This window comes from Bradyrhizobium sp. 76 (assembly GCF_023073025.1).
GTDB lineage: Bacteria > Pseudomonadota > Alphaproteobacteria > Rhizobiales > Xanthobacteraceae > Bradyrhizobium.
Map to the genome: position 1 here is coordinate 373,337 of NZ_JADPIS010000103.1, position 26,855 is coordinate 400,191.

The following is a 26,855-nucleotide window of genomic DNA, read 5'->3' on the forward strand; positions in this document are numbered from 1 at the left end:
CCAGCTTATCGGCGCAATCGATCAGGTGCATATCAGGCCTCGTCACGCGGCGCAGTCAGCGCCTTTTCGAGGAGAGCCATCATGGAACAGCGCAAACTCGGTTCAACCGGCCTCACCGTCTCCGCTCTCGGTCTCGGCTGCATGGGCATGTCCGAAGTCTACGGCCCCGCCGATCGCGGCGAGAGCATCGCCACGATCCACGCCGCGTTGGATGCCGGCATCACCCTGGTCGACACCGGCGATTTCTACGCCATGGGCCACAATGAAATGCTGGTGCGCGAAGCGCTCAAGGACGTGCCGCGCGAGAAGGTGCAGATCAGCGTCAAATTCGGTGCGCTGCGCGGTCCTGCCGGCGAATTCACCGGCATGGACACGAGGCCGGCTGCAACGAGGAACTTCCTGGCCTATTCGCTGCAGCGGCTCGGCACCGACTACATCGACGTCTACCGCCCGGCGCGGCTCGATCCCAACATTCCGATCGAGGAGACTATCGGCGGCATCGCCGATCTCGTGAAGGCCGGCTACATCAAACATATCGGCCTGTCCGAGGTCGGCTCCGACACCATCCGCCGCGCGCATGCCGTGCACCCGATCGCCGATCTCCAGATCGAATATTCGCTGATCGAGCGCGGCATCGAGCGCGACATCCTGACGACCTGCCGCGAGCTCGGCATCGGCATCACTGCTTACGGCGTGTTGGCACGCGGCCTGATCAGCGGCCATTGGTCGAAGGACTCCGGCAACACAGGCAAGGACTACCGGCTGATGACGCCGCGCTTCCAGGGATCGAATCTCGATGCCAATCTCGCACTGGTGGAGCAGCTGCGCGCCATCGCCACCGAGATTGGCGCGACGCCGGCACAAGTCGCGATCGCCTGGGTGGCGGCGCAAGGGAAGGAGATCGTGCCGCTGGTCGGCGCCCGCACCCGCAACCGCCTCAGCGAGGCACTTGGTGCGGCCAAGGTCACGCTGACGCCAGCTCATCTCGCGGTGCTGGCAAAGGCCTTCCCGCCCGATGTCGCCGCCGGTACGCGTTACGCGGCCGAGCAGATGGCGCATCTCGACAGCGAGAAGCCGGCCACGGCGTAGCGGCTGCGATCAGGTGCGATGGGCGCTGAGGTCAGTGATCACAGGCCCATCGCCATTGAGCGGATTGGCTGGATCGCGCGCGTAACGCAGCGTCTCGAAGCGCATCGCGCGCGCATCGATCATCAGGAGGCGGCCAACCAAGCCGTCGCCGAAGCCGACTATCTCGCGGATCGCCTCCAGCGCCATCATGGAGCCCATCACGCCCGCCAGCGCGCCCATGACGCCGGCTTCGGCGCAGGCCGGCACGGTCCCGGGCGGTGGCGCCTCCGGGAACAGGCAGCGATAGGTCGGATTGAATTCGCCCTGCTCGTTCTTCTCATGCGCGCGGATGGTGGTCAGCGAGCCATCGAAGGTGCCGAGCGCCGCCGTGATCAGCGGCCTCTTGGCGAAGAAGCAGGCGTCCGAGGCCAGATAGCGGGTCGAGAAATTGTCGGAGCCGTCGAGCACCAGGTCATAGTCGCCGATCAGCGCCAGCGCATTGTCGGCATTGAGCCAGGTGGCGTGACCGACGAAGCGGACATGCGGATTAAGCGCCGAGATCCGTTCGGCCGCGCTCTCGACCTTGTGCCGGCCGATATCGGGCGTGGTGTGAATGACCTGGCGCTGGAGGTTCGACAGCGATACCACGTCGTCATCGACCACGCCGAGCGTACCGACGCCGGCGGCCGCAAGGTACATCAAGGCGGGCGCACCAAGCCCGCCAGCGCCGATCACCAGCACGGAGGCCCGCTTCAGCGCTGCCTGGCCGGGACCCCCGACATCGCGCAGCACGATATGGCGGGCATAACGTTCGAGTTCGTCCGGGCTCAGCATCGTTATCCTTCGTTCTCTCAACCCTCATGGTGAGGAGCGCGGAACGCGCGTCTCGAACCATGCTGGCCCCATATCGCCCGGAGCCATCCTTCGAGACGCGGCCTTGAGGCCGCTCCTCAGGATGAGGGCCTGAGTCCGTGGCCTCTATCGCCCGGCTGAACCACCCCGAGATTGTTCGCGACCAACGAGATGTGCTTCAATGGCATTGCGTTCAATGGGCTGGCTGGATTTGTTATGAGATCGATGCTTGCGGCAACACTGATGTTTGCGGCTGCGACAGGCGCACGCGCCCAGATGACGACACCGCAGATCCCCGGCACCAAGCCGAAGCCGGTCCAGACCGTTCCGATCCGGCCTCCTGCTTTGCAGACGCCGGCTGCGACGGCCGATGCCATGGCGCAGGCGGAGCGGCTATCGCTGCAGTCCGACCTTGCCTGGGTCGGCCAATATAACGGCGCCATCACCGGCGACGTCAGCGCGCGCCTGGTCGAGGCGATCAAGGAGTATCAGAAGGCGAAGGGCGGCAAGCCGACCGGCGTGCTCAATCCGCAGGAACGCGCCGCGCTCGCCGAGACCGCGCGCCGCAAACAGGAGAGCGTCGGCTGGAAGATTGTAACGGAGATGACCAGCGGCGCGCGGCTTGGCATTCCCTCAAAACTGGTGCCGCAGCAGGCGACCGACGCCAACGGCTCGAAATGGACCTCTCCCACTGGAACGGTGCAGGTGCTGCTCAGCCGCCGCAAGGAGGCGAACCCGACCACGGCCAAGCTTGCCGAAGCGGAGAAGAAAGAGCCGGGTCGCAAGGTCGACTACACCGTGGTGAAGCCCGACTTCTTCGTGCTGTCGGGTCTGCAGGGTCTGAAGAAATTTTACATGCGCGGCACCTCCAGGGGTGATGAAGTTCGCATCATGACGATCCTCTACGACCAGGCGACCGAGAACACGGTCGAGCCGGTCGTGATCGCGATGTCGAGCGCGTTCAATGCATTCCCGTCGGGGCCACAGGTCGGGCCGCCGCCGCGCAAGACGGTCGAATATGGCACCGGCCTCGTCGTCAGCGACGATGGCGCGATCGTCACCGACCGCCTCGTCACCGATTCCTGTCTCGCGATCACGGTCGCCGGCTATGGCAGCGCCGACCGTCTCGCCGAGGACAAGGAGCACGATCTGGCGCTGCTCCACATCTACGGCGCCCGCGGCCTGAAGCCGTTCAGCCTCGGCAGTGGCGCGGCGAAGACGAGCGTCGATATCATCGGTATCGCGGATCCGCAGAGCCAGGGCGGAGCCGCCGTTGCGTCGAGCCTCAAGGCTGCGCTGGCATCTGTCGGTGGCAGTGATTCAGCGCTGTCACCACCGCCCGCGGTCGGATTTTCCGGCAGCGCCGCCATCGACGGCGACGGCAAGTTCGCCGGCATCGCGCTGTTGAAGCCGGCGATGGTTGCGGGCGCCGCGACGTCGGTACCGGCGTCGCAGGCGGTGATGGTCTCCGCGGAGACGGTGCGCGATTTCCTGAAGACAAACGGTGTCACCGCGAACGGCACCTCGACGGATGCGAAAGCCGCCGTCGTGCGCGTGATCTGCGTGCGGAAGTAAGCTCGCCGAAGGTGCGCAACCTCTCCACGAGCGGAAGAGCTGACCGAGCTCGCGACCCAGCGCGCCATTAGCTCAGCCTGAATCTGATCCCGGCCTTCGCGAGACCGCCGGAAATCCCGACCGGCGTGCCGTCCGCACGCCAGCAGGCGGCGCCGATCATGGTGCCGTCGTCGTGGAAGGCGATACCGTTCATGCCGCCGGCGACTGTCGCGACAGGCTGCACCTTGTGGCCGAGGCGGTCGAGCTTCGCGCGCACGCTCTCCGGTACGTTCTGTTCGACTTCGAGCGCATTGCCTTCGGTCCAGACCCGCGGCGCCTCGACCGCTTCCTGCAAGCTCATGCCGTGGTCGATCAAATTGACCAGTGCCTGCATCGCGCTCGGGAAGATTCGTTTTCCCCCGGGCAGGCCCAGCGCGTAGCGCAGCTTTCCGTCACGGAGCGCCATCATCGGCGACATCGAGGTCGTCACCCGCTTGCCCGGCGCCAGCGACAGGGCGTGGCCTGGACGCGGATCAAACAGGTTCATGTAGTTGTTGGCGATGGCGCCGAGGCCCGGGATCATGATCTTGGCGCCGAACAGATTGTTGATGGTCTGCGTGGTCGCAACCACGTTGCCGAACGCATCAGCCGCCGTCATGTGCGTGGTGTGAGCGCCTTCAAGCTGCGACACGCCGGCGCCCCAGCTCTGCGCCCGTGCCGGATCGATCGCAGCGCGGCGCTCCTCGGCATACGCCTTCGAAGTCAGCCGCTCCACGGGGACGCCGACATAATCAGGATCGCCGCTGGCAGCGGCGCGATCGGCGAATGCGATCTTCAGGACCTCGGCAAGATAGTGGATGGTCTCGGGCGTACCGAAGCCGAGGCTGCCGATGTCGTAACCCTCCAGGATGTTCAGCATCTGCGCGATATGCACGCCCGAGGCCGCGGGCGGCGGCGGGCCAAAGATGGTCCAGCCTCGGTAATCGGCGCGGATCGGCTGCCGTTCGACGGTCTTGTAGCTGGTGAGGTCGTTGCGCCGGATGAAGCCGCCGGCCTTTTCCATATAATCGACCAGGATGTCGCCAAGCGGTCCCTCATAGAGCGCCTTTTCACCGTGGTCGGCGATATGCCGCAACGTCTCGGCATATTCGGCCTGTACCACGCGCTCGCCGACCTTCAACGGCTCTCCATCAGGCAAGTAAATCGCCGCGATCGGCTTGTCCTTGCGCATCTCGGCGGCGCTCTCGCTGATGCATTCGTGCAGATAGGGTGTCGCCGCATAGCCCCGCGCGGCGTGCTTGATCGCGGGCTGCATGACGTCGGCGAGGCTCATGGTGCCGAAGCGGCGCAGCGTCTCGCACCAGGCTTTCAGCGAACCCGGTGTGGCGACCGCCTTTGGGCCGTTGAGATTTTCATTGCCGACGGTGTCGAACACGTCATGCGCGGAACCCGGCGTCGGGGTGTAGCTGGTGTCAAGCACCGCCGCGGGCACGGTGCTCTGCCCGTCGATGAAACGGTGGCTGCCGTCGGCGAGCCGGATGTGCGCCATGCCACCGCCGATGATGCCCACCATCATCGGCTCGACCACGGTCAGCGTGAACAGGGTCGCTATCGCGGCGTCGACGGCGTTGCCGCCGGCGGCCAGCATTTCCGCGCCGGCGCTCGAGGCCAGTGGATGGTTGCTGACCACCATGCCGCGGCTCGATACCGCAGGCATCTTCTGGCATTCGAAATTCGTCGCCGTCCGGTCGCGCCAGTTTCCGCCCATGCCTCTTGTCCTTCTTACTCACGGTATCAAGCACAGCACACGTACGAGTACGGGTCCAGTAATGGTACGGATTCGCTGGCATTCCCGCTTCCGCCATCATCGTTCCTGCTGATTCGGACCTCCGCGATCCCCTTTGGATCGGGCCGGCACGTCCTGAGCGAGAAGAGCTCAGCATCGAGATCGATGCACGTTCGCGTGGCGTTTCCCTGGCCCAAGCACTCCAAAGGATTGATCTTCAATGCACACGATCGCACTGGCCACCCAAAAGGGTGGCAGCGGCAAGAGCACGCTCGCCATCGGCCTCGCGCTGGCAGCCAAGCAGGCCGGCTTCACCGTTCGCCTGATCGAAACCGACCCGCAGGGCACACTGTCCAACTGGCAGCGCCGCCGCACTACAGATGATCTCGTCGTCGAGCCGATCTATCACGCCGCCGAAATCGAGCCGCGCCTGAGGATGCTGGCCGACAGCGGCCTCCAGCTCGCGATCGTCGATACCGCCGCCGGCCTCAGCGCCGCCACCACCGCCGCGATCCGCCATTCCGACCTCTGCCTGATTCCGGCGCGCCCGAGCGTCGCCGACATCGAGGCGACCATTTCGACACTCAGCGTCGCGCGCGCCTGGAAGCGGCCTTACAGCTTCATCCTGAACCAGACGCCGATCCGCGGCCAGCGCATCGACAACGCGGCCAACGCGCTCGCCGAGGAAGCAGCTCTCGATCTTGCCGACGTGCTCGCACGCCCCCTCATCGTGATGCGCAACGATCATCAGGACTCGCTTGCGAGCGGCCTCGCCGTCAGCGAGTTCGCGCCGAACGGCAAATCGGCCGACGAGATCCGCGGCCTCTGGCGCTGGATCGAGACCCGGCTCGAACTCGCCGCCACGACCAATGTCCTGATCGACCAGGTCATCTCGGCCGCGGACGGCGTGCTGTACGTCGCCGCCGAACTCGCGGCGGACGAGACCACGACACTGGCGTCCTGAGCGGGGCAATCGCTCAGACGTCAGCCGGGCTCTTCGCCATCCGGAAGGGCCTCAGCGACGAAGCAATCCGGCCACCAGCCCGGCCGGATTGTTTCGCTTCGCGTTTTTATCGTTCCACGGCAGCCCTCTCGCGCAACCAGGCCTCACGCCGCACGATCCACTTCTCGGCCTTCGACTGTCCGCCGTGATGGGCTAGCTCGATGAACCCGACGAACTCGGCGCCGGTCTTCTGCTTCACCCTCCGTGAGGCTTCGTTGGTGGCGGCGTTGCAGACGTAGAAATGATCGAGGCCGAGCGTGAGAAACGCAAAGTTGTTTACCGCGGTGATCGCCTCCGTCATCAACCCGCGCCGCCAGTAGGGCTCCGCCAGCCAGAAGCCGCGATTGCCTTTCAGGCCCTCCGCGCGGGGACGGAGATGAATGTTTCCAATTGCCTCGCCGTCGCCGCCCTTCAGCACCAGCACCCAGAGATGGATCTCCTCGCCGGCTAAGATCTTGTCGAGCTGCATCCTGACGAAGCTCTCCGCGCCATCGGCCGGATATGGCCAGGGCACGATGGTGGAGAGATGCCGGATGATGTTCCAGTTGTCGAAATGGCGCTGGATCGCCGGCACATCGGATAGTGCCAGAGGCCGCAGGATAAGCCGTTCGGTTTCAAGCTGCGGCGTCTGCATGGCCGACTATTTCTGACATTTCGGACACCAGAAGGTCGACCGGCCGTTCTGCGTAAAACGCTTCACGGTGCCGCCGCATCGCGGCGTCGTGCATTTTTCGCACTCGCGGTCATAGACCTTGAACGAGTGCTGGAAATAGCCGAGCTCGCCCGAGGTCTGGCGATGATCGCGCAAGCTGGAGCCGCCGGCCTTGATGGCGTCGTTCAGCACGGTATGGATCGCGCCGACCAGTCGCTTCGCATGGTCGGTGGTCTCGCCCTTCTTGGTCGACAGCGTCGCGGCGATCCGGCGCGGCGACAGATGCGAGCGATGCAGGGCTTCGCAGACATAGATATTGCCGAGCCCGGCGACCACGCGCTGATCGAGCAGCGCGGCTTTCAGGCTCGTGGTCTTGCCAGCGCAGGACCGCGCCAGCATCGCTGCGTCGAATTCGTTGCCGAGCGGCTCGGGGCCGAGCCCGCGCAACAGCGGCTCGTCGTCGAGGGCACTGCGCGCGATCACTTTCATGTAACCGAAGCGGCGCGGATCGTTGAAGATGATGTCGGCCCCGGAGGACATCCGAAACAGCACGTGATCGTGCGTGGAGTCCTTCGCTCGCGGATAGTGAAACTCGCCGGGCGCTACCTCGTTGTCCGGCTTGATGACGCGAAACGAGCCCGACATGCCCAGATGCATCAACAGCACGTCGCCGGAGGCGAGATCGGCCAGGAGATATTTTGCACGGCGGCCGAGCCCAGTGACGACCTGCCCCTTCAGTCGGGCCACGAAGTCGGGCTGGAAGGGAAAGCGCAAATCGGGCCTGCGGGCCTCCGCGACCAGGATTTTCGCACCCTCCATGACAGGCTGAAGGCCGCGGCGGACGGTCTCGACTTCGGGCAATTCGGGCATGGTCAGGCATTCACCTTATGAGGGCGGTGTGATAGCGCCATTGCGGCGGGCGCGCTATGGTCCGCCTCGTGGAGTAGAGTAATGGATCGGCCGGGCGAAACCACGCATTTTGGCTTCAGGGACGTTCCCCTGGGCGACAAGCAGACGCTGGTGAACGATGTGTTTCACAGTGTGGCGTCGCGCTATGATTTGATGAACGATTTGATGTCCGGTGGCCTGCACCGGGTCTGGAAGGACATCATGATCACCGCGCTCGACCCGCCCAGAGGCGACCGGCCGTTCGCGCTGCTCGACGTTGCCGGCGGCACAGGCGACATCTCGTTCCGCGCCGCCAAGGCCGCAGGCGCGGGCTTCCATGCCACCGTCTGCGACATCAATTCCGGGATGCTGGAGGTCGGCCGCGAGCGCGCCGCGAAGCGGCATCTCGAGACCCAGGTCGATTTCGTCGAGGGCAATGCCGAAGCGCTCGCCTTCGCCGACCGCAGCTTCGACGCATACACGATCGCTTTCGGCATTCGCAACGTGCCGCGGATCGACCTTGCGCTGGCCGAAGCCTATCGCGTGCTCAAGCCAGGCAGCCGCTTCCTCTGTCTGGAATTCTCCACCGTCGAGATGCCCGGGCTCGATCGCCTTTATGACCTGTTCTCGTTCAAGGTGATCCCGCCGCTCGGCCGCATGATCACGGGTGACGCCGAGTCCTACCAATATCTGGTCGAGTCGATCCGCAAGTTTCCAAGACCCAACGCCTTCGCCGACATGATCCGCAACGCCGGCTTCGCCCGCGTGAACTGGCAGATGTTGTCCGGCGGCATCGTCGCACTGCATTCGGGCTGGCGTTTGTGATCTCTGCCATAACCCATAGTGCGCGCCTGATGCGCGCCGCGTTCGTATTCGCGCGCGAGGGCGTGTTCGGCGCCGTCGATCCGAGTCTGGTACCGCCGCACGGACAGCTCACGCTGAAACTTGCGCGCATCATCGAGCGGCGCGGTCCGAAGCAGGGCCCGCGGCTGTCGCGCGCGTTGACCCGGATGGGCCCGGCCTATCTCAAGCTCGGTCAATTTCTGGCGACCCGTCCCGACGTCGTCGGCGTCATCATGGCGCGCGACCTCGAAAGCCTCCAGGACCGCTTGCCGCCGTTTTCGCAAGCCGAAGCGGAGGCTGCGATCGCGACTTCGCTGGAACGGCCGCTGACCGATGTGTTCGTGAGCCTCAGCGCGCCGGTCGCAGCGGCCTCGATCGCACAGGTGCATCGCGGCGAAGTCCTGCGCGACGGCATCCGCAAGGCGGTCGCCGTGAAAGTGCTGCGCCCCAACGTGGCCGCTCGCTTCCGCCGCGACCTCTCCGACTTCTTCTTCGTCGCTTACAAGGCCGAATCCTATTCGTCCGAGGCGCGGCGCCTGCGCCTCATCGAAGTCATCAACACCATGTCGCGCTCGGTCGCGATGGAGATGGACCTGCGCCTCGAGGCCGCGGCGCTGTCGGAGATGGCGGAGAACACGCGCGACGATCCTGATTTCCGGGTGCCGACCGTGGACTGGGACCGTACCACGCACAACGTGCTGACGATGGAGTGGATCGACGGCATCGCGCTGAACGATCACAAGCGCCTGGCCGAGTCGCAGGTCGACCTGCCCGATCTCGGCCGCAAGGTGATCCAGAGCTTCCTGCGCCACGCGCTGCGCGACGGCTTCTTCCACGCCGACATGCATCCGGGCAATCTGTTCCTGGATGACGCGGGTCGCCTCGTCGCGGTTGATTTCGGCATCATGGGCCGGCTCGGCATGAAGGAGCGGCGCTTCCTCGCCGAAATCCTGCTCGGCTTCATCACCCGCGACTATCGTCGTGTGGCGGAAGTGCATTTCGAGGCAGGCTATGTGCCCGCGCATCACTCGGTCGAGAACTTCGCGCAAGCGATCCGCGCCATTGGCGAGCCCATTCACAACCGCACGGCGGAAGAGATCTCGATGGCGCGGCTGCTGACGCTGTTGCTCGAGGTCACCGGCCTATTCGACATGACCACGCGGCCCGAGCTGATCCTGCTGCAGAAGACCATGGTGGTGGTCGAGGGCGTGGCACGCGGCTTCGATCCCAAGCTCGACATCTGGAAGGTCGCCGACCCCGTGGTGCGGGAATGGATCGAGCGCAATCTCGGTCCGATCGGCCGGGTTCAGGGCGCGATCTCCGGCACCGGTGATCTCGCGCGCATCCTGATGCGTCTGCCTGATATCGCCGCGCGCTCGGTTGCGGTGCTCGAACAGCTGGAGACGATGACCCGGGAGGGCATCCGGCTGTCGCCGGAGAGCATCGCGGCGATGGGCCGCAGCGAGGGCCGCAAGAACCGTTGGCGCACCGTGGCGCTCTGGATCATCGCCGCGACCTTCATCGGCATCCTGATCGCCGTCCGGAATCTTTGATTGCAGTGCAATCATGCGAATGATAGCATCGCCATCATTTCGCGCCGGAGAGTGCCATGGCAAGTCTGACCATCCGCAAGCTCGACGAGAACGTCAAAACCTTCCTCCGCCTGCGCTCGGCCAAGAACCGCAGGTCGGTCGAGGAAGAGGTCCGGGTCATCCTCGGGGAGCTGATCGAGGGCCGCGAGGAGCCCCTGACGCCATTCACGGCGCCGCCCGCGGCCTCGGCCACGCCGCTGCCCCAACGCACCGGCGCCGCTCCAGAAGCCAGCGTCACCCTGATCATCGGCGGCGGGATCGCGGCCTACAAATCGCTCGACCTGATCCGAAGGCTCAAGGAGCGGCGGATCGAGGTGCGTTGCGTGCTGACCAAGGCGGCGCAGCAATTCATCACGCCGCTGGCCGTGAGCGCGCTCTCGCATGAGCGCGTCTACACCGACCTGTTCGATCCCCAGAGCGAGTTCGACGCCGGTCATATCCGCCTCGCGCGCGAGTGCGACCTGATCGTGGTGGCGCCCGCGACCGCGGATTTGATGGCCAAGATCGCCAACGGTCATGCCGACGATCTCGCCAGCGCCATCCTGCTCGCGACCAACCGCAAGGTCCTGCTGGCGCCGGCGATGAACCCGCTGATGTGGAACAACGCGGCGACGCGGCGCAACGTCGCGCAGCTTCAACGCGACGGCGTGATGCTGATCGGGCCGAATTCCGGCGAGATGGCGGAAGCAGGTGAAGCCGGTATTGGCCGCATGTCCGAGGCGATCGAAATTGCGGCCGCCGCCGAGCGCCTGCTGCGGCCGCCAGTGCCGCGCCCCCTCGCCGGCAAGCGCGTGCTGATCACGGCTGGTCCGACCCACGAGCCGATCGATCCGGTGCGCTACATCGCCAACCGGTCCTCCGGCAAACAGGGCTTTGCGATCGCCGCCGCCGCACAAGCCGCAGGCGCCGAGGTGATCCTGGTCAGCGGCCCGGTCGATCTCAGCGATCCCCAGGGCGTGACGGTCAAGCATGTGGAATCGGCACGGCAGATGCTGGAGCAGGTGCAGGCCGCGCTGCCCGCTGACATCGCGATCTTCGCCGCCGCCGTAGCCGACTGGCGGGTCGTCAACGAAGGCGAGCAGAAGCTGAAGAAGACTTCGGCCGGCATGCCGCCGCTCCAGCTGGTCGAGAACCCCGATATCCTCGCGACGATCTCGAAACTGACCGACAAGCGGCCGCCGCTGGTGATCGGCTTTGCCGCCGAGACCGAGCACCTCATCGACAACGCCAAGTCGAAGCTTGCCCGCAAGGGCTGCGACTGGATTGTCGCCAACGACGTCTCCCCCGCAACCGGGGTGATGGGCGGGGACCGCAACACCGTGCACCTCATCAGTCGCAGGAACAGTGAGAAGAACGATGAGAAGGATCGCGAGATTGCAGTTGATTCCTGGCCGGTGATGACCAAGGAACAGGTCGCCATTGAACTGGTCGCGCATATCGCAAAAAGCGTGACCGGCAAATCCGGGAGCCCGCATCTTGAGCACCAAAGTCACCGTCGAACTGCAACGCCTGCCCCATGCGGAGGGGCTGCCGCTGCCGGCCTATCAGACCAATGATGCCGCCGGTCTCGACCTGATGGCGGCGGTAGCCGAGAACGAGCCCCTGACGCTCGCGCCCGGCCAATACACGCTGGTGCCGACGGGACTCGCGATCGCGTTGCCGCCCGGGTACGAGGCGCAGGTGCGGCCGCGTTCGGGCCTTGCCGCCAAGCACGGCGTCACCGTGCTGAACTCGCCGGGCACGATCGACGCGGACTATCGCGGCGAGATCAGGGTGATCCTGATCAATCACGGCCAGACCGCCTTCGTGGTCAAGCGCGGCGAGCGCATCGCGCAGATGGTGATCGCGCCAATGGTGCAGGCTACGCTCATTCCCGTGGCGACATTGTCGGCGACCGACCGCGGCGCCGGCGGATTCGGCTCGACCGGCCGCTAGGCGCGGCACATCCGGCCGAATCACCCGAGGAACTACGTGAATTGGAACACCGCGCCCCGCATTTTTTTGGGACCGCCTTTGCGTTCACGATCTGGACTCTTACCGGTGGAGTCACGGTGAGGGTATTGTCGTTTGATTCGCGCGCGACGGGGGTCGCCGCGCGCAAATTCGTGCGATCTTGGGGCAACTATGTCAGGCGTGATCGTGTCGATGCGTCGGACGCTGCTGTCGTGCACATCGCTCGTGCGCAACGGCTTGTTGGGAAGCGCTCTCGCAGCGCTGCTGCCGGCTGCGCCGGCTGAGGCCGCCGACCTCGTCGACACACTCTCAACGCTGCTGGATTTCAACCGGCAGGAGCTCGCGGTGCTGGCTACCGCGCTGGCCTTGCTCGGCTTCTCGGTGGTGGCCGCGATCCTCCTGATGCGCACGCGCGTTCGCACGGCGAAAAACGAGGCGCGGCTGCGCGCACGGATCGGGGAACTCCAGCTCCAGGCCGACCGATTCGGCGCATTGCTGTTTGCCGAGCCGCAGATCCTGATCTCCTGGCCGGCCGGCGACAATCGCGCGCAGATCTCCGGTGACACCTCCATGGTGCTGCCGCGCGACTCCTCTCCACAGCGCGTGCTGGCGTTTGGAACCTGGTTGCCGCCGGAACCGGCGCTCCGGATGGACCACGCCGTCGACGCGCTGCGCGACCGCGGCGACGGGTTCCAGCTGACGCTCACCACCGCGCATGGCCACACGCTGGAGGCCATCGGCCGCGCCATCGGCGGCCAGGCCATCGTCAGGATTCGCGAACTCTCAGGGCTCCGCCGCGATCTGGCCGAGACCAATCTGCGTTACAAGGCCCTCTCCGACGAGACGGAGATGCTGCGCGGCTTCGCGACCGCCGCACCCTGGCCGATCTGGGCCAAGGGCGAGAACGGCGCGCTGGCTTACGCCAACCCCGCCTATGTCCGCGCGACCGAGGCGGCCAGCATCACCGACGCCCAGGAGCGCAAGCTCGAGCTGCTCGACAGCGCCGACCGGAGCGCGATGGAGCGGGGGCTGAAGGAAGCGGCCAATTTCACCTCGCGCCTGCCGATCGTGATCGGCGGCGAGCGGCGCATCTATGACGTGCGCGCCGTCAATGTCGGCGGCGGCAATGTCGGCGTTGCCATCGATGCCAGCGAGGCGGATGCGTTGAGCTCAGCGCTGGTGCGGATGGCGGAAGCGCATCGCCGCACGCTCGACCAGCTCTCCTCCGGCGTCGCCGTGTTCGACGGCCAGCGCCGGCTCGCCTTCTACAATGATTCCTACCGCCAGCTGTGGGACCTCGACCGTACCTTTCTCGACGCCAACCCCGATGATTCCAGCGTGCTCGACAAGCTCCGCGCCGCGCGCAAATTGCCGGAACAGCCGGACTTCCGCGCCTGGAAGGCCAAGCTGCACGAGGCCTATCGCGCGGTCGAGGCTGCCAAGGACACCTGGTACCTGCCCGACGGCCGCGCGCTCTCCGTCGTTACCACGCCGAACCCCGAAGGCGGCGTCACCTATCTGTTCGACGACGTCACCGAGAGCCTCGAGCTCGCCCGCCGCTTCGACGGCATGATCCGGGTCCAGCGCGAAACGCTGGACAGCCTGGCCGAGGGCGTCGCGGTGTTCGGCAGCAACGGCAAGGCGCAGCTGTTCAACCCGGCCTTCGTTCGGATGTGGAAGCTGTCCGTTGACGCCATGCGCGACGAGCCGCACATCCAGACGGTCGAGGGCTGGTGCCATCAGCTATTCGACGACGCGGTCGTCTGGCGACAGATCCGCGAGGCCGTCACCTCGATCGAGAGCCGCGCCGACATTCCGCTGAAGCTGGAGCGCAAGGACGGCAGCGTGCTCGACGGCATGATCCGGCCCCTGCACGACGGCGCCACGATGCTGACGTTCCAGGACATTACCGACACCGAGAATGTCGAGCGCGCGCTGCGCGAGCGCAACGAGGCGCTGGAGGCGGCCGACCAGATGAAGGTGGATTTCGTCCACCACGTCTCCTACGAGCTGCGCTCGCCGCTCACCACCATCATCGGCTTCGCGCATTTCCTCAGCGATCCCTCGACCGGGCCGCTGACGCCGAAACAGGCCGAATATCTCGACTACGTCACCAAATCGACCAATGCGCTGCTGGCGCTGACCAACAACATCCTGGATCTCGCCACCATCGACGCCGGCGCCATGAAGCTGGAACTCGGCCCGGTCGACGTCAGCAAGACCATCGAGCTCGCGGCCGAGGGTCTCCAGGACCGGCTCGCCACCGACCGCATCCGCCTCAAGGTCGAGATCGCGCCCGATGTCGGCAACTTCACCGGCGACGAGAAGCGCGTGGTGCAGGTGCTCTATAACCTCCTCGCCAACGCCGTCGGGTTTTCTCCACCGGATTCCACCGTCGGCATCAGCGCCCGCCGCACCGAACGCAGTGTGGTCTTCACTGTGACAGATTCCGGGCCTGGAATACCTGCCGACATGAAGGACAAGGTGTTCAACTGGTTCGAAAGCCGCTCGCAAGGCTCGCGTCACCGCGGCGCCGGGCTCGGCCTGTCGCTGGTGCGCTCCTTCGTCGAGCTGCATGGCGGCAATATCCGGGTCGATTCGATCGTGGGCAGGGGCACGGTCGTGATCTGTGACTTCCCGACCGACCAGGCGGCGCATCGCGACGCCGCCGAATGACTGCGCCAACCACATTCTCCGTCGCGCTCCACAACGAGACGGCCACCGCGCAGCTGATGGCCGACCTCGCGCTGCTGGTCGGCCCCGGCGATGTCATCACGCTCACCGGCGATCTCGGGGCCGGCAAGACCGCGGCGGCGCGTGCCATGATCCGCTACCTCGCCGGCGACGATGCACTGGAAGTGCCGAGCCCGACCTTCACGCTGGTGCAGGGCTACGAGCTGCCGCCATTCCCGGTGATGCATGCCGACCTCTACCGCGTCGAGGACGAGAGCGAGCTCGAAGAGATAGGGCTGGCGCCGCTGCCGGAAGCAACCCTCGTCCTGATCGAATGGCCGGAGCGCGCACCGTCGGCGATGCCTCAAGACCGCATCGACATCGCGCTGACGCACCGGCCGGCATTGGGCTCGAATGCACGCGCCGCCGACATCACCGGCCATGGCAAGGCTGCCGCCACCGTCGCGCGGCTGCAGGCGCTGCGCGAATTCCTCGATGCATCCGGCTACATGGAGGCAACGCGCAAGCGCATGGCGGGCGACGCCTCGACCCGCTCCTATGCGCGGCTGCTGCGCGACGACCAAATCGTCATCCTCATGAATTCTCCGCAGCGCCCGGATGGTGCCGCGATGTACAACGGAAAATCCTACAGCGCCGCGGTGCATCTCGCCGAAAACATCAAACCCTTCGTCGCCATCGACGAGGGCCTGCGCGCGCAAGGAATCTCCGCGCCCGCGATCCATCATTCCGACCTCGACCATGGATTCCTGATCAGCGAAGACTTCGGCAGCGAAGGCGTGATCGAGGGCGATCCGCCGCGCCCGATCGTCGAACGCTACGAAGCCGCGGCCGATTTACTAGCCGTGCTGCACGGCAAGACGCTGCCGGAAACGCTGCCGCTCGGCGGGCAGACCTACGCCATTCCCGTCTTCGATACCGAAGCGCTGCTGATCGAAATCAGCTTGATGCCGGAATGGTACCTGCCCGATCGCAATGCGCCGCTCGACGACGAGAAGCGCGCCGCATTTTTCGCGATGTGGCGCGAGCTGCTGAAGAAACCGCAGGCCTCGCCGAAGACCTGGATCATCCGCGACTATCACTCGCCGAACCTGATCTGGCTCGGGAATCGCACCGGCATCGAACGCGTCGGCGTGATCGACTTCCAGGACACCGTGCTGGGGCCGCAATCCTACGACGTGGTGTCGCTGCTCCAGGACGCGCGCATCGACGTGCCTGAGGCGATCGAACTGACACTGCTGTCGCGCTACATCAAGGCTCGCCGCGCGAGCGACGCGAGCTTCGACGCGGCCGGCTTCGCCGAGCTCTACGCCATCATGTCGGCGCAGCGGAACACGCGCTTGCTCGGCACCTTCGCCCGCCTCAACCGCCGCGACGGCAAGCCGCATTATCTGCGTCACCAGCCGCGGATCTGGACCTATCTCCAGCGCTCCCTGGCGCATCCCGCGCTGGCCCATCTGCGCGACTGGTATGTCGCCAACGTCCCGCCGCCCCAAGGCCCGGCCCAAGGCTGAAAGGCTAGTAAAGGCTGAAACGGCTGATTTGGAACCCGATTTACCGACTGTTAGCCAAGACGCCGGTAATCTGGCGGCGGAGCAGCCGGATGATTACGGGGCTGGAGCAGGGCAGATGGCGGTGAAGACGGACCAGCGCGGCAACAGCCGGGTTGTTTTCGAGCGCGGGATCGCGGCCCAGATGATGGGTATCGACGGCACCTGGCGGCGCGACTGCACCATGGAGGACGTCTCCGACAGCGGCGCCAAATTGACCATCGACGGCTCGGTCGAAGGCTTGCATCTGAAGGAGTTTTTTCTGCTGCTGTCGTCCACCGGACTTGCGTACCGACGCTGCGAGCTTGCCTGGGTCAATGGCGACCAGATCGGCGTCAACTTTCTCAAGCTCGGCGACAAGAAGAAAAAGGCGCGTTCCACATCCATCGGGGCGTAACGGCAACACCCGTCGTACAAGCGTCATGGCAGGTGGTTAAGGCGGTTAAGACGCGGTGCGGTCAGTCGAACCTCGTGTTAGGATTGCTGCGAACGCGAAATCAGTAGATCTGAGAAAGCGAAGGATGTCCGTCAAACCGACCAAAGCCATGGTGCTCGCCGCAGGGTTCGGCCTGCGCATGCGTCCGTTGACGGACAAGATGCCGAAACCGATGGTTCCGGTGGCCGGCCAGCCGCTGCTCGACCACGTGCTCGACAAGCTCGGCCAGGCCGGCGTGAGCGAGGCGGTGGTCAACGTGCACTACCTGCCGGACCAGATCATCGATCACACCGCATCCCGCCAGCATCCGCGCGTGACCATCTCGGACGAGCGCGACCAGGTGCTCGGCACCGGCGGCGGGGTGGCCAAGGCACTGCCGCTGCTCGGGGACGCACCGTTCTTTCACGTCAATTCCGACACGCTATGGATCGACGGCGTGCGCTCGAACCTGACGCGGCTCGCCGAAAACTTCGATCCCGCGCGGATGGACATTTTGCTCCTGATGGCGCCGACGGCGACCAGCATCGGCTATAGCGGCCGCGGCGATTACGGCATGCTGGCCGACGGCGCCCTGCGCAAGCGCAAGGAAAAAGAAGTCGTTCCGTTCGTCTATGCCGGCGCAGCGATCCTGTCGCCGTCGATCTTCGCCGATGCCCCCACGGGCGAGTTCTCGCTGACCAAGATGTTCGACCGTACCAACGAGCAGGAGCGGCTGTTCGGCCTTCGCCTCGACGGCGTCTGGATGCATGTCGGCACGCCCGATGCCGTGCACGCGGCGGAAGAGGCGTTTCTGGAGAGCGTGGCGTAGGGCTGCGCTATTGTCCCGGACGCGGTGCCGTAGGGCGGGCAAAGCGAAGCGTGCCCACCATCTAAGCTGCTCGCGGAAACATGGTGGGCACGGCGCGTCGCGCCTTTGCCCACCCTACCTCACCTGTATTGGTCCGGCGAACAGCGGGGACTATCTCCCTTCCGCCCATATCCATTTGAGTCCGCCTCCCTATATTGGCGCCTGATTCCCGAATCAGGCAGCTCATGCGCGTTTTCAGCGTTCCAGTCTCAGTTCCGTTTCTGCGCACCGTCGTCGCAAGCTTGCTCGACGGTCGGCTGGTCGACGGCTTTGAGGCGCGCAAGGAGCCGGCACGGCTGGCGGATGCCACGCTGTACCTGCCGACACGACGCGCCATGCGCGTCGTCCGCGAGATTTTCCTCGACGAGATGAAGGCGGACGCCGTCGTGCTGCCGCGCATCGTCGCGCTCGGCGACATCGACGAGGATGAGCTCGCATTCGCCGATGAGGGCGAACAGTTTTCCGGCGCAACGCCGCTCGATATTCCGCCGCGGCTCGGCGAGCTCGAACGGCGGCTGACACTGGCGCAGCTCGTCGCGGCCTGGGCCAAGGGCCCGGTGCTGTCTCCGCTCGTCGTCGGCGGCCCCGCCTCGACGCTGGCACTGGCGTCCGATCTCGCGCGGCTGATCGACGACATAGTCACGCGCGGCGTCGACTGGAGCGCGCTCGACGGCCTCGTGCCCGATATGCTCGATCGGTATTGGCAGCACTCGCTTGAATTTTTGCGCATCGCGCGCATCGCCTGGCCCGGTCATCTCGCCGAGATCAACCGGATCGAGCCCGCTGCCCGCCGCGACCTTCTGATCGATGCCGAAGCCAAGCGGCTGACCGCGCATCACCATGGCCCCGTGATCGCGGCCGGCTCGACCGGCTCGATGCCAGCCACGGCAAGATTTCTCCACGCAGTCGCCTCGCTGCCGCATGGCGCCGTGGTGCTGCCCGGCCTCGACACCGATCTCGACGACGATGCCTGGCGCAGCATCGGCGGCGTCCGCGACTCGCTCGGCAAGTTCGCGGAGCATCCGGTCTCGAACCATCCGCAATACGCCATGCACGCGCTGCTGGATCGTTTTGGCATCAAGCGCAGCGACGTCGATATCCTCAAGCCTCCGGCGGAAGACGGCCGCGATCTGCTCGCCTCGGAATCGATGCGACCGTCGGCCAAGACCGAGATCTGGCACGACCGGTTGAAGCAGCCGGATGTGGCCTTAAAGATCACCGGCGGCATGAAGAACCTCGCGGTTGTCGAAGCTCCCAACCCTGAAATGGAAGCGCTCGCCATCGCGATCGCGATGCGCGAGGCGCGGCACCTCGACAAATCCGCGGCGCTTGTCACGCCCGATCGCGCGCTGGCGCGGCGCGTGATGGCCGCGCTGAGCCGATGGGATCTCGCATTCGATGATTCCGGCGGCGACGTCCTGATGGAAACCTCCGCCGGCGTCTTTGCGCGATTGACAGCGGAGGCGGCGACCAAGGGATTGGAGCCGCCGACGCTGCTGGCGATGCTGAAGCATCCGCTGTGCCGGCTCGGCCGGGCACCTGGTGCATGGAAGGCGGCGATCGAAGGCCTGGAGCTCGCTTTGTTGCGCGGAACGCGGCCGCCTGCGGGCACCGCCGGCCTGCTGCGCGAGTTCAATCGATTCCGCGAGGAGCTGGCAAAGCTGTGGCGCAGCGAGGTCTCCGCACTGCACAAGGCCGAGCCGCGTGCACGTCTCAAGGCGGAAGACCTCGATCGTATTCAGGCGCTGATCGATGGTTTGCGACAAGCCTTGGCGCCGATCGAGAGTCTTGCTTCATCAAAGCCGTATGACTTCGCCGAGCTCGCGCATCGGCATCGCGAGATCATAATCGAGCTGTCGCGCGATGAGCAGGGCATCCCGCTGGCGTTCGAGGAGCGCGAAGGCCTCGCGCTCGCGAGCGCCTTCGACGATCTCCTGCGCGGCGGCACGACCAGCGGATTGATGGTCACGCTGCCCGACTACGCGGACGTGTTCCAGACCGCATTCAGCGATCGCGCGGTGCGGCGGCAGGACAGGCCGGGCGCGCGGCTTCAGATCTACGGCCCGCTGGAATCACGCCTGATGCAGGCCGACCGCATCATCGTCGGCGGGCTGATCGAGGGGGTCTGGCCACCGGCGCCGCGCATCGATCCGTGGCTGAGCCGGCCGATGCGGCACGAGCTGGGCCTCGATCTGCCGGAACGCCGTATCGGCCTCTCCGCGCATGATTTTGCGCAACTGCTCGGCGGCGACGAGGTCATCCTCACCCACTCCGCGAAGGCTGGCGGTGCTCCGGCGGTCGCCTCGCGCTTCCTGCACCGGCTAGAGGCCGTCGCGGGCGATGCGCACTGGAAGGCCGCGATTCGCGCGGGCGAGAAATACGTGCAGTTCGCAGCCGCGCTGGACCAGCCCGACGAGGTGAGGCCGATCAAGCAGCCCGAGCCGCGACCGCCGCGCGCGACCCGCCCGCTCAGGATGTCTGTGACTGGGATCGAGGACTGGCTGCGCGATCCCTATACGATCTACGCAAAACACATTTTGCGGCTCGACGCGCTCGATCCCGTCGACATGCCGCTGTCGGCCGCCGACCGCGGCTCGGCGATCCACGATGCGCTCGGGGAGTTCACGGAACGCTACGCCACGAATCTGCCCGACGATCCCGCGCGGGTGCTGCGCGCGATCGGCGAAAAATACTTCGCGCCGCTGATGGAGCGACCCGAGGCGCGGGCGCTGTGGTGGCCGCGCTTCCAGCGCATCGCGCGCTGGTTCGGCGAATGGGAAACGGCGCGGCGCGACGCGATCGAGGCGATCGCCGCGGAGACCGAGGGCAAGATCTCAATTCAGCTCGACAGTGAGCGCAGCTTTATCCTTTCCGCGCGCGCCGACCGCATCGAGCGGCGCCGGGGCGGTGGCTACGCCATCCTCGACTACAAGACCGGCCAGCCACCGACCGGCAAGCAGGTCCGCATGGGCCTGTCGCCGCAGCTCACGCTGGAAGCCGCAATCCTGCGTGAGGGCGGTTTTCCCGACATCGACGCCGGCGCGTCCGTGAGCCAGCTCGTCTATGTTCGCCTGAGCGGCAACAATCCGCCGGGCGAAGAACGCATTCTCGAGCTTAGGTATAGGCAAGGCGACGAGCCGCAGCCGCCGGACACCGCGGCTGCCGAGGCCAGGGCCAAGCTCGAGGCGCTGATTCGCGCCTTTGAGGACGAGAACCAGCCCTACACCTCGTTGAACCTGCCGATGTGGACCAACCGCTACGGCGCCTATGACGATCTTGCCCGGATCAAGGAATGGTCCGCGGCCGGCGGATTGGGGATCGAGGAATGGTGAAGGCACCGCGCCCCATCCCGGATGAGGTGCGCGCCAGGCAAGCGCGCGCATCGGACCCGACCGCATCGGCCTTCGTCTCGGCCAATGCCGGCTCGGGCAAGACCCATGTGCTGGTGCAGCGGGTGATCCGCCTGCTGCTCGCGGGTGTGCCGCCGGAAAAGATTCTCTGCATCACCTTCACCAAGGCGGCCGCCGCCAACATGGCCGAGCGCGTGTTCACCACGCTCGGGCATTGGGTGACACTCGACGATACGGCACTCGATGCAGCAATCCGCGCGGTCGGCATCCCGCACCCCACTGCAAAATTGCGGCGCGACGCACGAAAGCTGTTCGCCTGTGCCCTGGAGACGCCGGGCGGGCTGAAGGTGCAGACCATCCACGCGCTGTGCACCCGCCTGCTTCAGCAGTTTCCGTTCGAGGCCAACGTGCCGGCGCGCTTCGCCGTGATCGACGAGCGCGACCAGACCGACATGATGGAACGCGCCAATCTGAAGGTGCTGCTGGAGGCCGCGCGCGACCCCGACAGCATCACCGGCCGCGCGCTGCTGACCGCGATGGCGAGCGCCGCCGATGTCACCTTCAAGGAGGTGGTGCGCGAGGCTTGCCTGAGCCGCGATCACTTCATGGCTTGGACCGACGAAGCCGGCAGCGCGGAGCTGGCTGCGGCGCAGATGGCGGCCGCGCTGGGCGTGGACGCAAACGATCGGATCGAGGACGTCGAGACCGAGATTGTCGACGGTCCGTTCCTGCCGCGATCGCGCTGGGATGACATCGCCTTTGCGCTGGAGGACGGCAGCAAGTCCGACAACGACCAGGCCTGCCGGCTCCGCGAGGCAAAGGTGTTTTCCGGCGGCGCGCAGGTCGATGCCTATCTCAGCGTTTTCCTGACCGACGAAAAGCTGCCGCGCAAGGCGGTGCTGACCAAGAAGTTCTGCGATCACAACCCGTCCGTCGCCCGCCTGTTCGAGAACGAGGCGCAGCGCGTCAGCGGGTTGGTCGAGAAGCGCCGTGCGGTGACCATGCGGGACCGCACCGCCGCCCTGCTGCATATCGCGACGGCGGCTGCCGCAAACTACCGCCGCGAAAAGCAGGAGCGCGGTCTGCTTGACTATGACGATCTCATCGACAAGACGCTCGCGATGCTCGACCGCGTTTCCTCCGGCTGGGTGCATTACAAGCTCGACCGCGGCGTCGATCACGTGCTGATCGACGAAGCCCAGGACACCAGTCCGCGGCAATGGGACATCGTCGCGCACATCATCTCGGAGTTCACCGCCGGCGAAGGTGCGCGCGAGGGCCTGAACCGCACCGTCTTCGCTGTCGGCGACGAGAAGCAGTCGATTTTCTCGTTTCAGGGGGCTCAGCCCCGAGAATTCGACGCGCGCCGGCGCGAGCTGCACCGCAAGTTCACGGCCGCCGGACTGAAATTCGATCCGGTCGCCTTCACCTATTCCTTCCGCTCCGGCGCCGCGATCCTGCATTCGGTCGACCACGTCTTCCGCGAGCCCGCGATCTACAAGAGCATCCATTCGGTCGAGACCGGTCATCCCCTGCACAATGCACTCGGCGATGCCGGCCCCAGCGTAATCGAGCTGTGGGACCTTGCGGAGGCCGACGACAGGCAGGAGATCGAGGGCTGGCGCGCGCCGTTCGACGGCGTCGCCGCCACCAGCCCCGAGGTCAAGCTTGCGCGCCGCATCCAGACCGAAATCAAGCGGCTGGTCGAGAGCGGAACGCTGACGGGACACGAGGGCGAGCGGCGTCCCCTGCGCTATGGCGACATGCTGATCCTGGTGCGCCGGCGAGGCAATGCGTTCGATGCGGTGATCCAGGCCCTGAAGCACGCCAATGTTCCGGTCGCGGGCGCCGACCGGCTGAAGCTCACCGAGCACATCGGAATCATCGACCTGATGAACCTCGCCGATGCGCTGCTGCTGCCGCAGGACGATCTCGCGCTCGCCGTGGCGCTGAAGAGCCCGCTGTTCGGGCTCGATGACGACGATCTGTTCCAGCTGGCCTGGGATCGCAAGGGATCGCTGCGCCGCGCGCTTGGCGAGCATGCCGCGACAAGCGAGAAATTCGCTGCCGCGTCGCGACGCCTCGAAGCCTGCGAAACCCGAGCCCGCGAGGAGACGCCGTTCGCCTTTTACGCCTGGCTGCTCGGGGGCGACGGCGGACGCGCGCGCATGCTGCGCCGGCTCGGTCATGAGGCCAATGATGCGCTCGACGAATTCCTTGAGCTGGCGCTGAACTACGAGCGCAAGGCGCCGGCCTCGCTGCAGGGTTTCATGGCCTGGCTGCGCTCGGCCGATACCGAGGTGAAGCGCGACATGGAGATCTCGCGCGACGAGGTGCGGGTGATGACCGTGCACGGCGCCAAGGGCCTGGAGGCCTCGGTCGTGTTCATGGTCGACACCACATCGTCGCCCGCGGATTCGCAGCGGCTCCGGCTGATCCAGGTCCCGCGCGGCAATGGCGGCGAGGTGGTGGTCTGGGCCGGACGCAAGGCGGACGATCCCAAGCCCGTCGCCGACGCCCGCAAGGCGATGCTCGAGGAGACCGAGGACGAATATCGCCGCCTGCTCTACGTTGCGATGACGCGCGCCGCCGACCGGCTCATCGTCGGCGGCTGCATGCCCGGCAACATGAAGACGGTCCGCAAGCTGAGCTGGTACGATCTCGTCGACACCGGGCTCGCCGGCTCGGGTCTGGCGAAAGAGACGATCGAGACGCCGCTGGGAAAGGTGACGCGCTTCTCCCGACCGGAGGATGTCGTGGCGCTGGGCACGCCCGCGGCGTCCTTGGACCAGGGGACGGCGCTTCCGGACTGGCTGCGGACGCCAGCACCGCGCGAGACCATCGACGACGATCCGGTGCGCCCCTCCGGCCAGCCGTCCGGTGAAGGCCGCGCCGTGCTGTCGGGCGAATCAGTGCAGTCCCGCGCGCTCGCGCTGCAACGCGGCACGCTGGTGCATCGGCTGCTGCAATCGCTCCCCGACATCGCCACTGAGCGCCGGCGCGAGGCCGCGCTCGGCTTCCTGGCGCGCAATGCCGCGGACTGGGCGGAGGCCGACCGGACCGCGCTGGCCGATAAGGTGCTCGCCTTGATCGCCGAGCCGCGGTTTGCGCCGGTGTTTGCCGCCGGCAGCCGGGCGGAGGTCGCGATCGTCGGCCGGCTGGAACGGCCGGGCCACGCCCCGGCGCTGGTGTCCGGCCAGATCGACCGGCTGGTCGTTCGACCGGATGAGGTCCTGATCGTCGATTTCAAGACCAATCAGGCGGCTCCCAAGAGCGCCGCCGCGGCTCCCGCCGCCTATGTCCGGCAGCTGGCGCTATATCGGGCGGTGCTATCGCGGCTTTATCCCCAAAAGCCGGTCCGCGCCGTCCTACTCTGGACCGAGGCCCTTGAATATATGGAGATTTCGGCTCCCGCGCTGGACGCGGCGCTGGCATCTCTTCATCTCGGTGTGAGCGTCCTTGACCCGGCAAGGAGCCATTCATAGGTTGACGCCATGATCTCGGGCGCGATTCCCGTCGCGCCCTTCTCTCAGGTACGAGGTACTCCCATGGCCGTTGGTAAGGTTTCTGACACCGATTTCGAAGCCGAAGTGCTCAAGGCAAACGGCCCCGTGGTCGTCGATTTCTGGGCCGAGTGGTGCGGCCCCTGCCGCATGATCGCACCCGCGCTCGACGAGATCGCCGGCGCGATGGGCGACAAGGTCAAGATCGTGAAGCTCAACGTCGACGAGAGCCCGAAGACCGCGTCGAAATATGGCGTGATGTCGATCCCGACCCTGATGATCTTCAAGGGCGGCGAGATGGCCTCTCGTCAGGTCGGCGCTGCGCCGAAGGCGAAGCTGCAGCAGTGGATCACCTCCGCGGTCTGATCCGCCTCGCACGAAATTATTTTTGGAAACGGCCGGCGAAAGCCGGCCGTTTTGCGTTGATGGGACAGTTCCAGCGTAAGACGAGTCCTGCCTGTGCCTCCCCCTGCAAGACGCGCGCGAAAATCGACATCTCTCGTGGCGATGGAGGCGCGCTCGGTCGATGCGATCCCGCGCGGCAAGGAGTGGCAATACGAGCCGAAATGGGATGGCTTCCGCTGCCTGCTGTCGCGCAACGGCGGCAGCATTGACCTGCGCTCGAAATCCGGCGAAGACCTCGCGCGCTATTTCCCCGAGATCGTCGCCGCGGCGCTGAAGCTGAAGGCGGATCGCTTCACGCTGGACGGCGAGATCGTCGTGCCGCACGGCAAGGGGTTTTCCTTCGACGCGCTGCTGCAACGCATTCACCCTGCCGCGAGCCGCGTGAAAAAGCTCTCGCAGGAAACGCCAGCGCTGTATCTCGGCTTCGATCTGCTTGCGACGACCAGGGAGAAACAGCTTGCCGAGCAGCCGCTGAGCGAACGACGGCCGGCGCTGGAAGCGTTTGCCAAAGCCAATCTGAAAGGCAGCATCTTCCGCCTCTCACCGGCGACGACGAGCTACGCCATTGCGAAAAAGTGGCTGGCGCAATCCGGTGGCGGCTCGGACGGCGTCATCGCCAAGCGCGTCGACCTGCCCTACCAGGCGGGAAATCGCGACGGCATGCAGAAGATCAAGAAATTCCGCAGCGCCGATTGCGTGGTCGGCGGCTTCCGCTATGCCACCAACAAGATCGCCGGCCGCAAGGTGGTCGGGTCGCTGCTGCTCGGACTCTATGACGACGGAGGTCTCCTGCACCATGTCGGTTTCACCTCGGCAATCAAGGCGACGGAAAAGCCTGACCTGACCGATCGGTTAGAGGCGCTGATCGGCGAGCCGGGCTTCACCGGCAACGCGCCGGGCGGGCCGAGCCGCTGGTCCACCGAGCGGTCTGCGAAGTGGTGTCCGCTCAAGCCGAAGCTCGTGATCGAGGTCTGCTACGACCATTTCAGCGGCGACCGCTTTCGCCACGGTACCTCGATCCTGCGCTGGCGCCCCGACAAGGCCCCGCGGCAATGCAGCTTCGAGCAGCTGAAGCAGAAGGTGGTGGACCCGATAAAGCTGTTGAAACAGCTGTAGCCGGTAGCCCAGATGGAGCGACAACTATCCGAGCCATCCCGTCGCCAGCGCGTTTGCCAACTCTGGCTGGCCGTTGCGGCGAGCGAGCGCGGCCATCATCTCGTGATCGTAGACGACATGGCGGAACGTGACCTGCCAGGCGCCATCGGTCAGCTCGAGAATCGCATAGCGCGCGTGCGGCGTGCCGGCCTCGACGACATGCGGGAACGGATGCTTGTCACGGAAGCCCGGGCCGCCGACGCTGCCGGGATTGACGATCAGCCTTCCGTCGCGAAGTCGTACGGCACGGGCGAGATGGGTGTGAGCGCACAGGATCAGCGATTGCGCGATACCTTGCGCAAACTCTTCGATGCGATCGAGCGGCGACAGCGCCACCGCGCCGTCGGGATGCACGGTATCGAGCCAATAGACTTCGTCATTGTCGGGCGTCGCATGACACATGAAAACTTGCTCGCGAAACACGCGCGTCATTGGCTGCGCGCGCAGCCAGTCGAGTTGCGCGGCATTGACCGCTGCATGGGCCGGACGATCCCACGAGCCCATCTTCTCCGGAGGACGGTCGAGCAGATAGCGGTCATGATTGCCGAGCACGTGCACGGCGTCGAGCTTCATCAGGATCTCGATGGTGCGGCGCGCATCGAGCGGGCCGCTGAGCATATCGCCGAGATTGACGATGTCGGAGACGCCCTGCGCGCGGATGTCGGCGAGCACAGCTTCCAGCGCAAGGTAGTTTCCGTGGACGTCGGCAATCGCGGCAAAACGCATG

20 protein-coding genes are annotated in these 26,855 nt (G+C 65.8%); 15 read left to right on the forward strand and 5 right to left on the reverse strand.

Features of this window, described 5'->3' with window-relative positions:
• Window positions 1-81: 81 nt before the first annotated feature.
• The gene (locus tag IVB48_RS28055) at window positions 82-1,089 is read left to right on the forward strand and encodes an aldo/keto reductase (RefSeq protein ID WP_247404999.1); all 1,008 of its coding nucleotides are present in this window, start codon (window positions 82-84) and stop codon (window positions 1,087-1,089) included.
• Between the two features lie 9 nt (window positions 1,090-1,098).
• Here IVB48_RS28055 and moeB read toward each other — a convergent pair whose 3' ends face one another.
• Window positions 1,099-1,902: a molybdopterin-synthase adenylyltransferase MoeB gene (gene moeB, locus IVB48_RS28060; RefSeq protein ID WP_247405001.1), complete on the reverse strand. Its 804-nt coding sequence runs from the start codon at window positions 1,900-1,902 to the stop codon at window positions 1,099-1,101.
• Between the two features lie 234 nt (window positions 1,903-2,136).
• On the opposite strand from moeB, the gene IVB48_RS28065 reads away from it, so the two are divergent.
• Window positions 2,137-3,495 (forward strand): serine protease, encoded by a 1,359-nt coding sequence (locus IVB48_RS28065; protein ID WP_247405003.1) that lies wholly within the window; start codon window positions 2,137-2,139, stop codon window positions 3,493-3,495.
• A 67-nt stretch (window positions 3,496-3,562) separates the two neighbouring features.
• On the opposite strand, the gene ggt is transcribed toward IVB48_RS28065, so the two are convergent.
• Window positions 3,563-5,242 carry a gamma-glutamyltransferase gene (gene ggt / locus IVB48_RS28070; protein ID WP_247405005.1) on the reverse strand — a complete coding sequence of 560 codons (1,680 nt, stop codon included), beginning with the start codon at window positions 5,240-5,242 and terminating at the stop codon, window positions 3,563-3,565.
• A gap of 238 nt (window positions 5,243-5,480) precedes the next feature.
• Between ggt and IVB48_RS28075 the strand changes: the two genes are divergently transcribed.
• Window positions 5,481-6,224, forward strand: a complete 744-nt coding sequence (locus IVB48_RS28075) for a ParA family protein (RefSeq protein WP_247405008.1) — start codon at window positions 5,481-5,483, stop codon at window positions 6,222-6,224.
• Window positions 6,225-6,330: 106 nt separating this feature from the next.
• On the opposite strand, the gene IVB48_RS28080 is transcribed toward IVB48_RS28075, so the two are convergent.
• Both IVB48_RS28080 and mutM read right to left on the reverse strand, forming a co-directional pair.
• Window positions 6,331-6,897 carry a GNAT family N-acetyltransferase gene (locus tag IVB48_RS28080; protein WP_247405011.1) on the reverse strand — a complete coding sequence of 189 codons (567 nt, stop codon included), beginning with the start codon at window positions 6,895-6,897 and terminating at the stop codon, window positions 6,331-6,333.
• A 6-nt stretch (window positions 6,898-6,903) separates the two neighbouring features.
• Window positions 6,904-7,785 (reverse strand): bifunctional DNA-formamidopyrimidine glycosylase/DNA-(apurinic or apyrimidinic site) lyase, encoded by an 882-nt coding sequence (gene mutM, locus IVB48_RS28085; protein ID WP_247405012.1) that lies wholly within the window; start codon window positions 7,783-7,785, stop codon window positions 6,904-6,906.
• Window positions 7,786-7,866: 81 nt separating this feature from the next.
• Here mutM and ubiE point away from each other — a divergent pair, with 81 nt between their 5' ends.
• The 12 genes from ubiE to IVB48_RS28145 all read left to right on the forward strand — a co-directional run bounded on the left by ubiE (window position 7,867) and on the right by IVB48_RS28145 (window position 26,089).
• On the forward strand, window positions 7,867-8,628 hold the full coding sequence (ubiE, locus tag IVB48_RS28090) for a bifunctional demethylmenaquinone methyltransferase/2-methoxy-6-polyprenyl-1,4-benzoquinol methylase UbiE (protein WP_027566148.1): 762 nt from the start codon (window positions 7,867-7,869) through the stop codon (window positions 8,626-8,628).
• Window positions 8,625-10,199, forward strand: a complete 1,575-nt coding sequence (gene ubiB, locus IVB48_RS28095; RefSeq protein WP_247405014.1) for a 2-polyprenylphenol 6-hydroxylase — start codon at window positions 8,625-8,627, stop codon at window positions 10,197-10,199. Before ubiE ends, ubiB begins: the two co-directional genes overlap by 4 nt.
• Window positions 10,200-10,255: 56 nt before the next feature.
• Window positions 10,256-11,794: a bifunctional phosphopantothenoylcysteine decarboxylase/phosphopantothenate--cysteine ligase CoaBC gene (gene coaBC / locus IVB48_RS28100; RefSeq protein ID WP_247405017.1), complete on the forward strand. Its 1,539-nt coding sequence runs from the start codon at window positions 10,256-10,258 to the stop codon at window positions 11,792-11,794.
• Window positions 11,715-12,173 carry a dUTP diphosphatase gene (dut, locus tag IVB48_RS28105; protein WP_247405021.1) on the forward strand — a complete coding sequence of 153 codons (459 nt, stop codon included), beginning with the start codon at window positions 11,715-11,717 and terminating at the stop codon, window positions 12,171-12,173. The genes coaBC and dut overlap by 80 nt, the downstream gene beginning before the upstream one ends.
• A 189-nt stretch (window positions 12,174-12,362) precedes the next feature.
• Entirely contained in the window at window positions 12,363-14,867 is a 2,505-nt protein-coding gene (locus IVB48_RS28110) for a PAS domain-containing sensor histidine kinase (RefSeq protein WP_027566152.1), read from the forward strand.
• A complete protein-coding gene (tsaE, locus tag IVB48_RS28115) occupies window positions 14,864-16,396 on the forward strand; it encodes a tRNA (adenosine(37)-N6)-threonylcarbamoyltransferase complex ATPase subunit type 1 TsaE (protein ID WP_247405025.1) in 1,533 nt (510 codons plus the stop codon). Before IVB48_RS28110 ends, tsaE begins: the two co-directional genes overlap by 4 nt.
• Window positions 16,397-16,511: 115 nt before the next feature.
• On the forward strand, window positions 16,512-16,829 hold the full coding sequence (locus tag IVB48_RS28120) for a PilZ domain-containing protein (RefSeq protein WP_018455771.1): 318 nt from the start codon (window positions 16,512-16,514) through the stop codon (window positions 16,827-16,829).
• A gap of 124 nt (window positions 16,830-16,953) precedes the next feature.
• Window positions 16,954-17,676: a nucleotidyltransferase family protein gene (locus IVB48_RS28125; RefSeq protein WP_247405028.1), complete on the forward strand. Its 723-nt coding sequence runs from the start codon at window positions 16,954-16,956 to the stop codon at window positions 17,674-17,676.
• A 224-nt stretch (window positions 17,677-17,900) separates the two neighbouring features.
• Entirely contained in the window at window positions 17,901-21,047 is a 3,147-nt protein-coding gene (addB, locus tag IVB48_RS28130) for a double-strand break repair protein AddB (RefSeq protein ID WP_247405031.1), read from the forward strand.
• Entirely contained in the window at window positions 21,041-24,550 is a 3,510-nt protein-coding gene (addA, locus tag IVB48_RS28135) for a double-strand break repair helicase AddA (RefSeq protein WP_247405034.1), read from the forward strand. Before addB ends, addA begins: the two co-directional genes overlap by 7 nt.
• Before the next feature lie 63 nt (window positions 24,551-24,613).
• Window positions 24,614-24,934: a thioredoxin gene (gene trxA / locus IVB48_RS28140; RefSeq protein ID WP_007598398.1), complete on the forward strand. Its 321-nt coding sequence runs from the start codon at window positions 24,614-24,616 to the stop codon at window positions 24,932-24,934.
• A gap of 141 nt (window positions 24,935-25,075) precedes the next feature.
• Window positions 25,076-26,089 (forward strand): ATP-dependent DNA ligase, encoded by a 1,014-nt coding sequence (locus IVB48_RS28145; protein ID WP_247405464.1) that lies wholly within the window; start codon window positions 25,076-25,078, stop codon window positions 26,087-26,089.
• Between the two features lie 24 nt (window positions 26,090-26,113).
• On the opposite strand, the gene IVB48_RS28150 is transcribed toward IVB48_RS28145, so the two are convergent.
• Complete coding sequence (locus IVB48_RS28150; protein ID WP_247405037.1) at window positions 26,114-26,854, reverse strand: metallophosphoesterase family protein; 741 nt, start codon at window positions 26,852-26,854, stop codon at window positions 26,114-26,116.
• Window position 26,855 lies beyond the last annotated feature (1 nt).

What these genes read in the sequence shown, in the direction of transcription:
- IVB48_RS28120 (WP_018455771.1), top strand. Translation starts at nt 16,512, where the DNA reads ATGGCGGTGAAGACGGACCAGCGCGGCAACAGCCGGGTTGTTTTCGAG.
- IVB48_RS28145 (WP_247405464.1), top strand. Translation starts at nt 25,076, where the DNA reads ATGGAGGCGCGCTCGGTCGATGCGATCCCGCGCGGCAAGGAGTGGCAA.
- IVB48_RS28080 (WP_247405011.1), bottom strand. Translation starts at nt 6,897, where the DNA reads ATGCAGACGCCGCAGCTTGAAACCGAACGGCTTATCCTGCGGCCTCTG.
- IVB48_RS28150 (WP_247405037.1), bottom strand. Translation starts at nt 26,854, where the DNA reads ATGCGTTTTGCCGCGATTGCCGACGTCCACGGAAACTACCTTGCGCTG.
- tsaE (WP_247405025.1), top strand. Translation starts at nt 14,864, where the DNA reads ATGACTGCGCCAACCACATTCTCCGTCGCGCTCCACAACGAGACGGCC.
- coaBC (WP_247405017.1), top strand. Translation starts at nt 10,256, where the DNA reads ATGGCAAGTCTGACCATCCGCAAGCTCGACGAGAACGTCAAAACCTTC.
- addB (WP_247405031.1), top strand. Translation starts at nt 17,901, where the DNA reads ATGCGCGTTTTCAGCGTTCCAGTCTCAGTTCCGTTTCTGCGCACCGTC.
- IVB48_RS28065 (WP_247405003.1), top strand. Translation starts at nt 2,137, where the DNA reads ATGAGATCGATGCTTGCGGCAACACTGATGTTTGCGGCTGCGACAGGC.
- IVB48_RS28125 (WP_247405028.1), top strand. Translation starts at nt 16,954, where the DNA reads ATGTCCGTCAAACCGACCAAAGCCATGGTGCTCGCCGCAGGGTTCGGC.
- IVB48_RS28110 (WP_027566152.1), top strand. Translation starts at nt 12,363, where the DNA reads ATGTCAGGCGTGATCGTGTCGATGCGTCGGACGCTGCTGTCGTGCACA.
- mutM (WP_247405012.1), bottom strand. Translation starts at nt 7,785, where the DNA reads ATGCCCGAATTGCCCGAAGTCGAGACCGTCCGCCGCGGCCTTCAGCCT.
- IVB48_RS28075 (WP_247405008.1), top strand. Translation starts at nt 5,481, where the DNA reads ATGCACACGATCGCACTGGCCACCCAAAAGGGTGGCAGCGGCAAGAGC.
- ggt (WP_247405005.1), bottom strand. Translation starts at nt 5,242, where the DNA reads ATGGGCGGAAACTGGCGCGACCGGACGGCGACGAATTTCGAATGCCAG.
- ubiE (WP_027566148.1), top strand. Translation starts at nt 7,867, where the DNA reads ATGGATCGGCCGGGCGAAACCACGCATTTTGGCTTCAGGGACGTTCCC.
- addA (WP_247405034.1), top strand. Translation starts at nt 21,041, where the DNA reads ATGGTGAAGGCACCGCGCCCCATCCCGGATGAGGTGCGCGCCAGGCAA.
- trxA (WP_007598398.1), top strand. Translation starts at nt 24,614, where the DNA reads ATGGCCGTTGGTAAGGTTTCTGACACCGATTTCGAAGCCGAAGTGCTC.
- IVB48_RS28055 (WP_247404999.1), top strand. Translation starts at nt 82, where the DNA reads ATGGAACAGCGCAAACTCGGTTCAACCGGCCTCACCGTCTCCGCTCTC.
- moeB (WP_247405001.1), bottom strand. Translation starts at nt 1,902, where the DNA reads ATGCTGAGCCCGGACGAACTCGAACGTTATGCCCGCCATATCGTGCTG.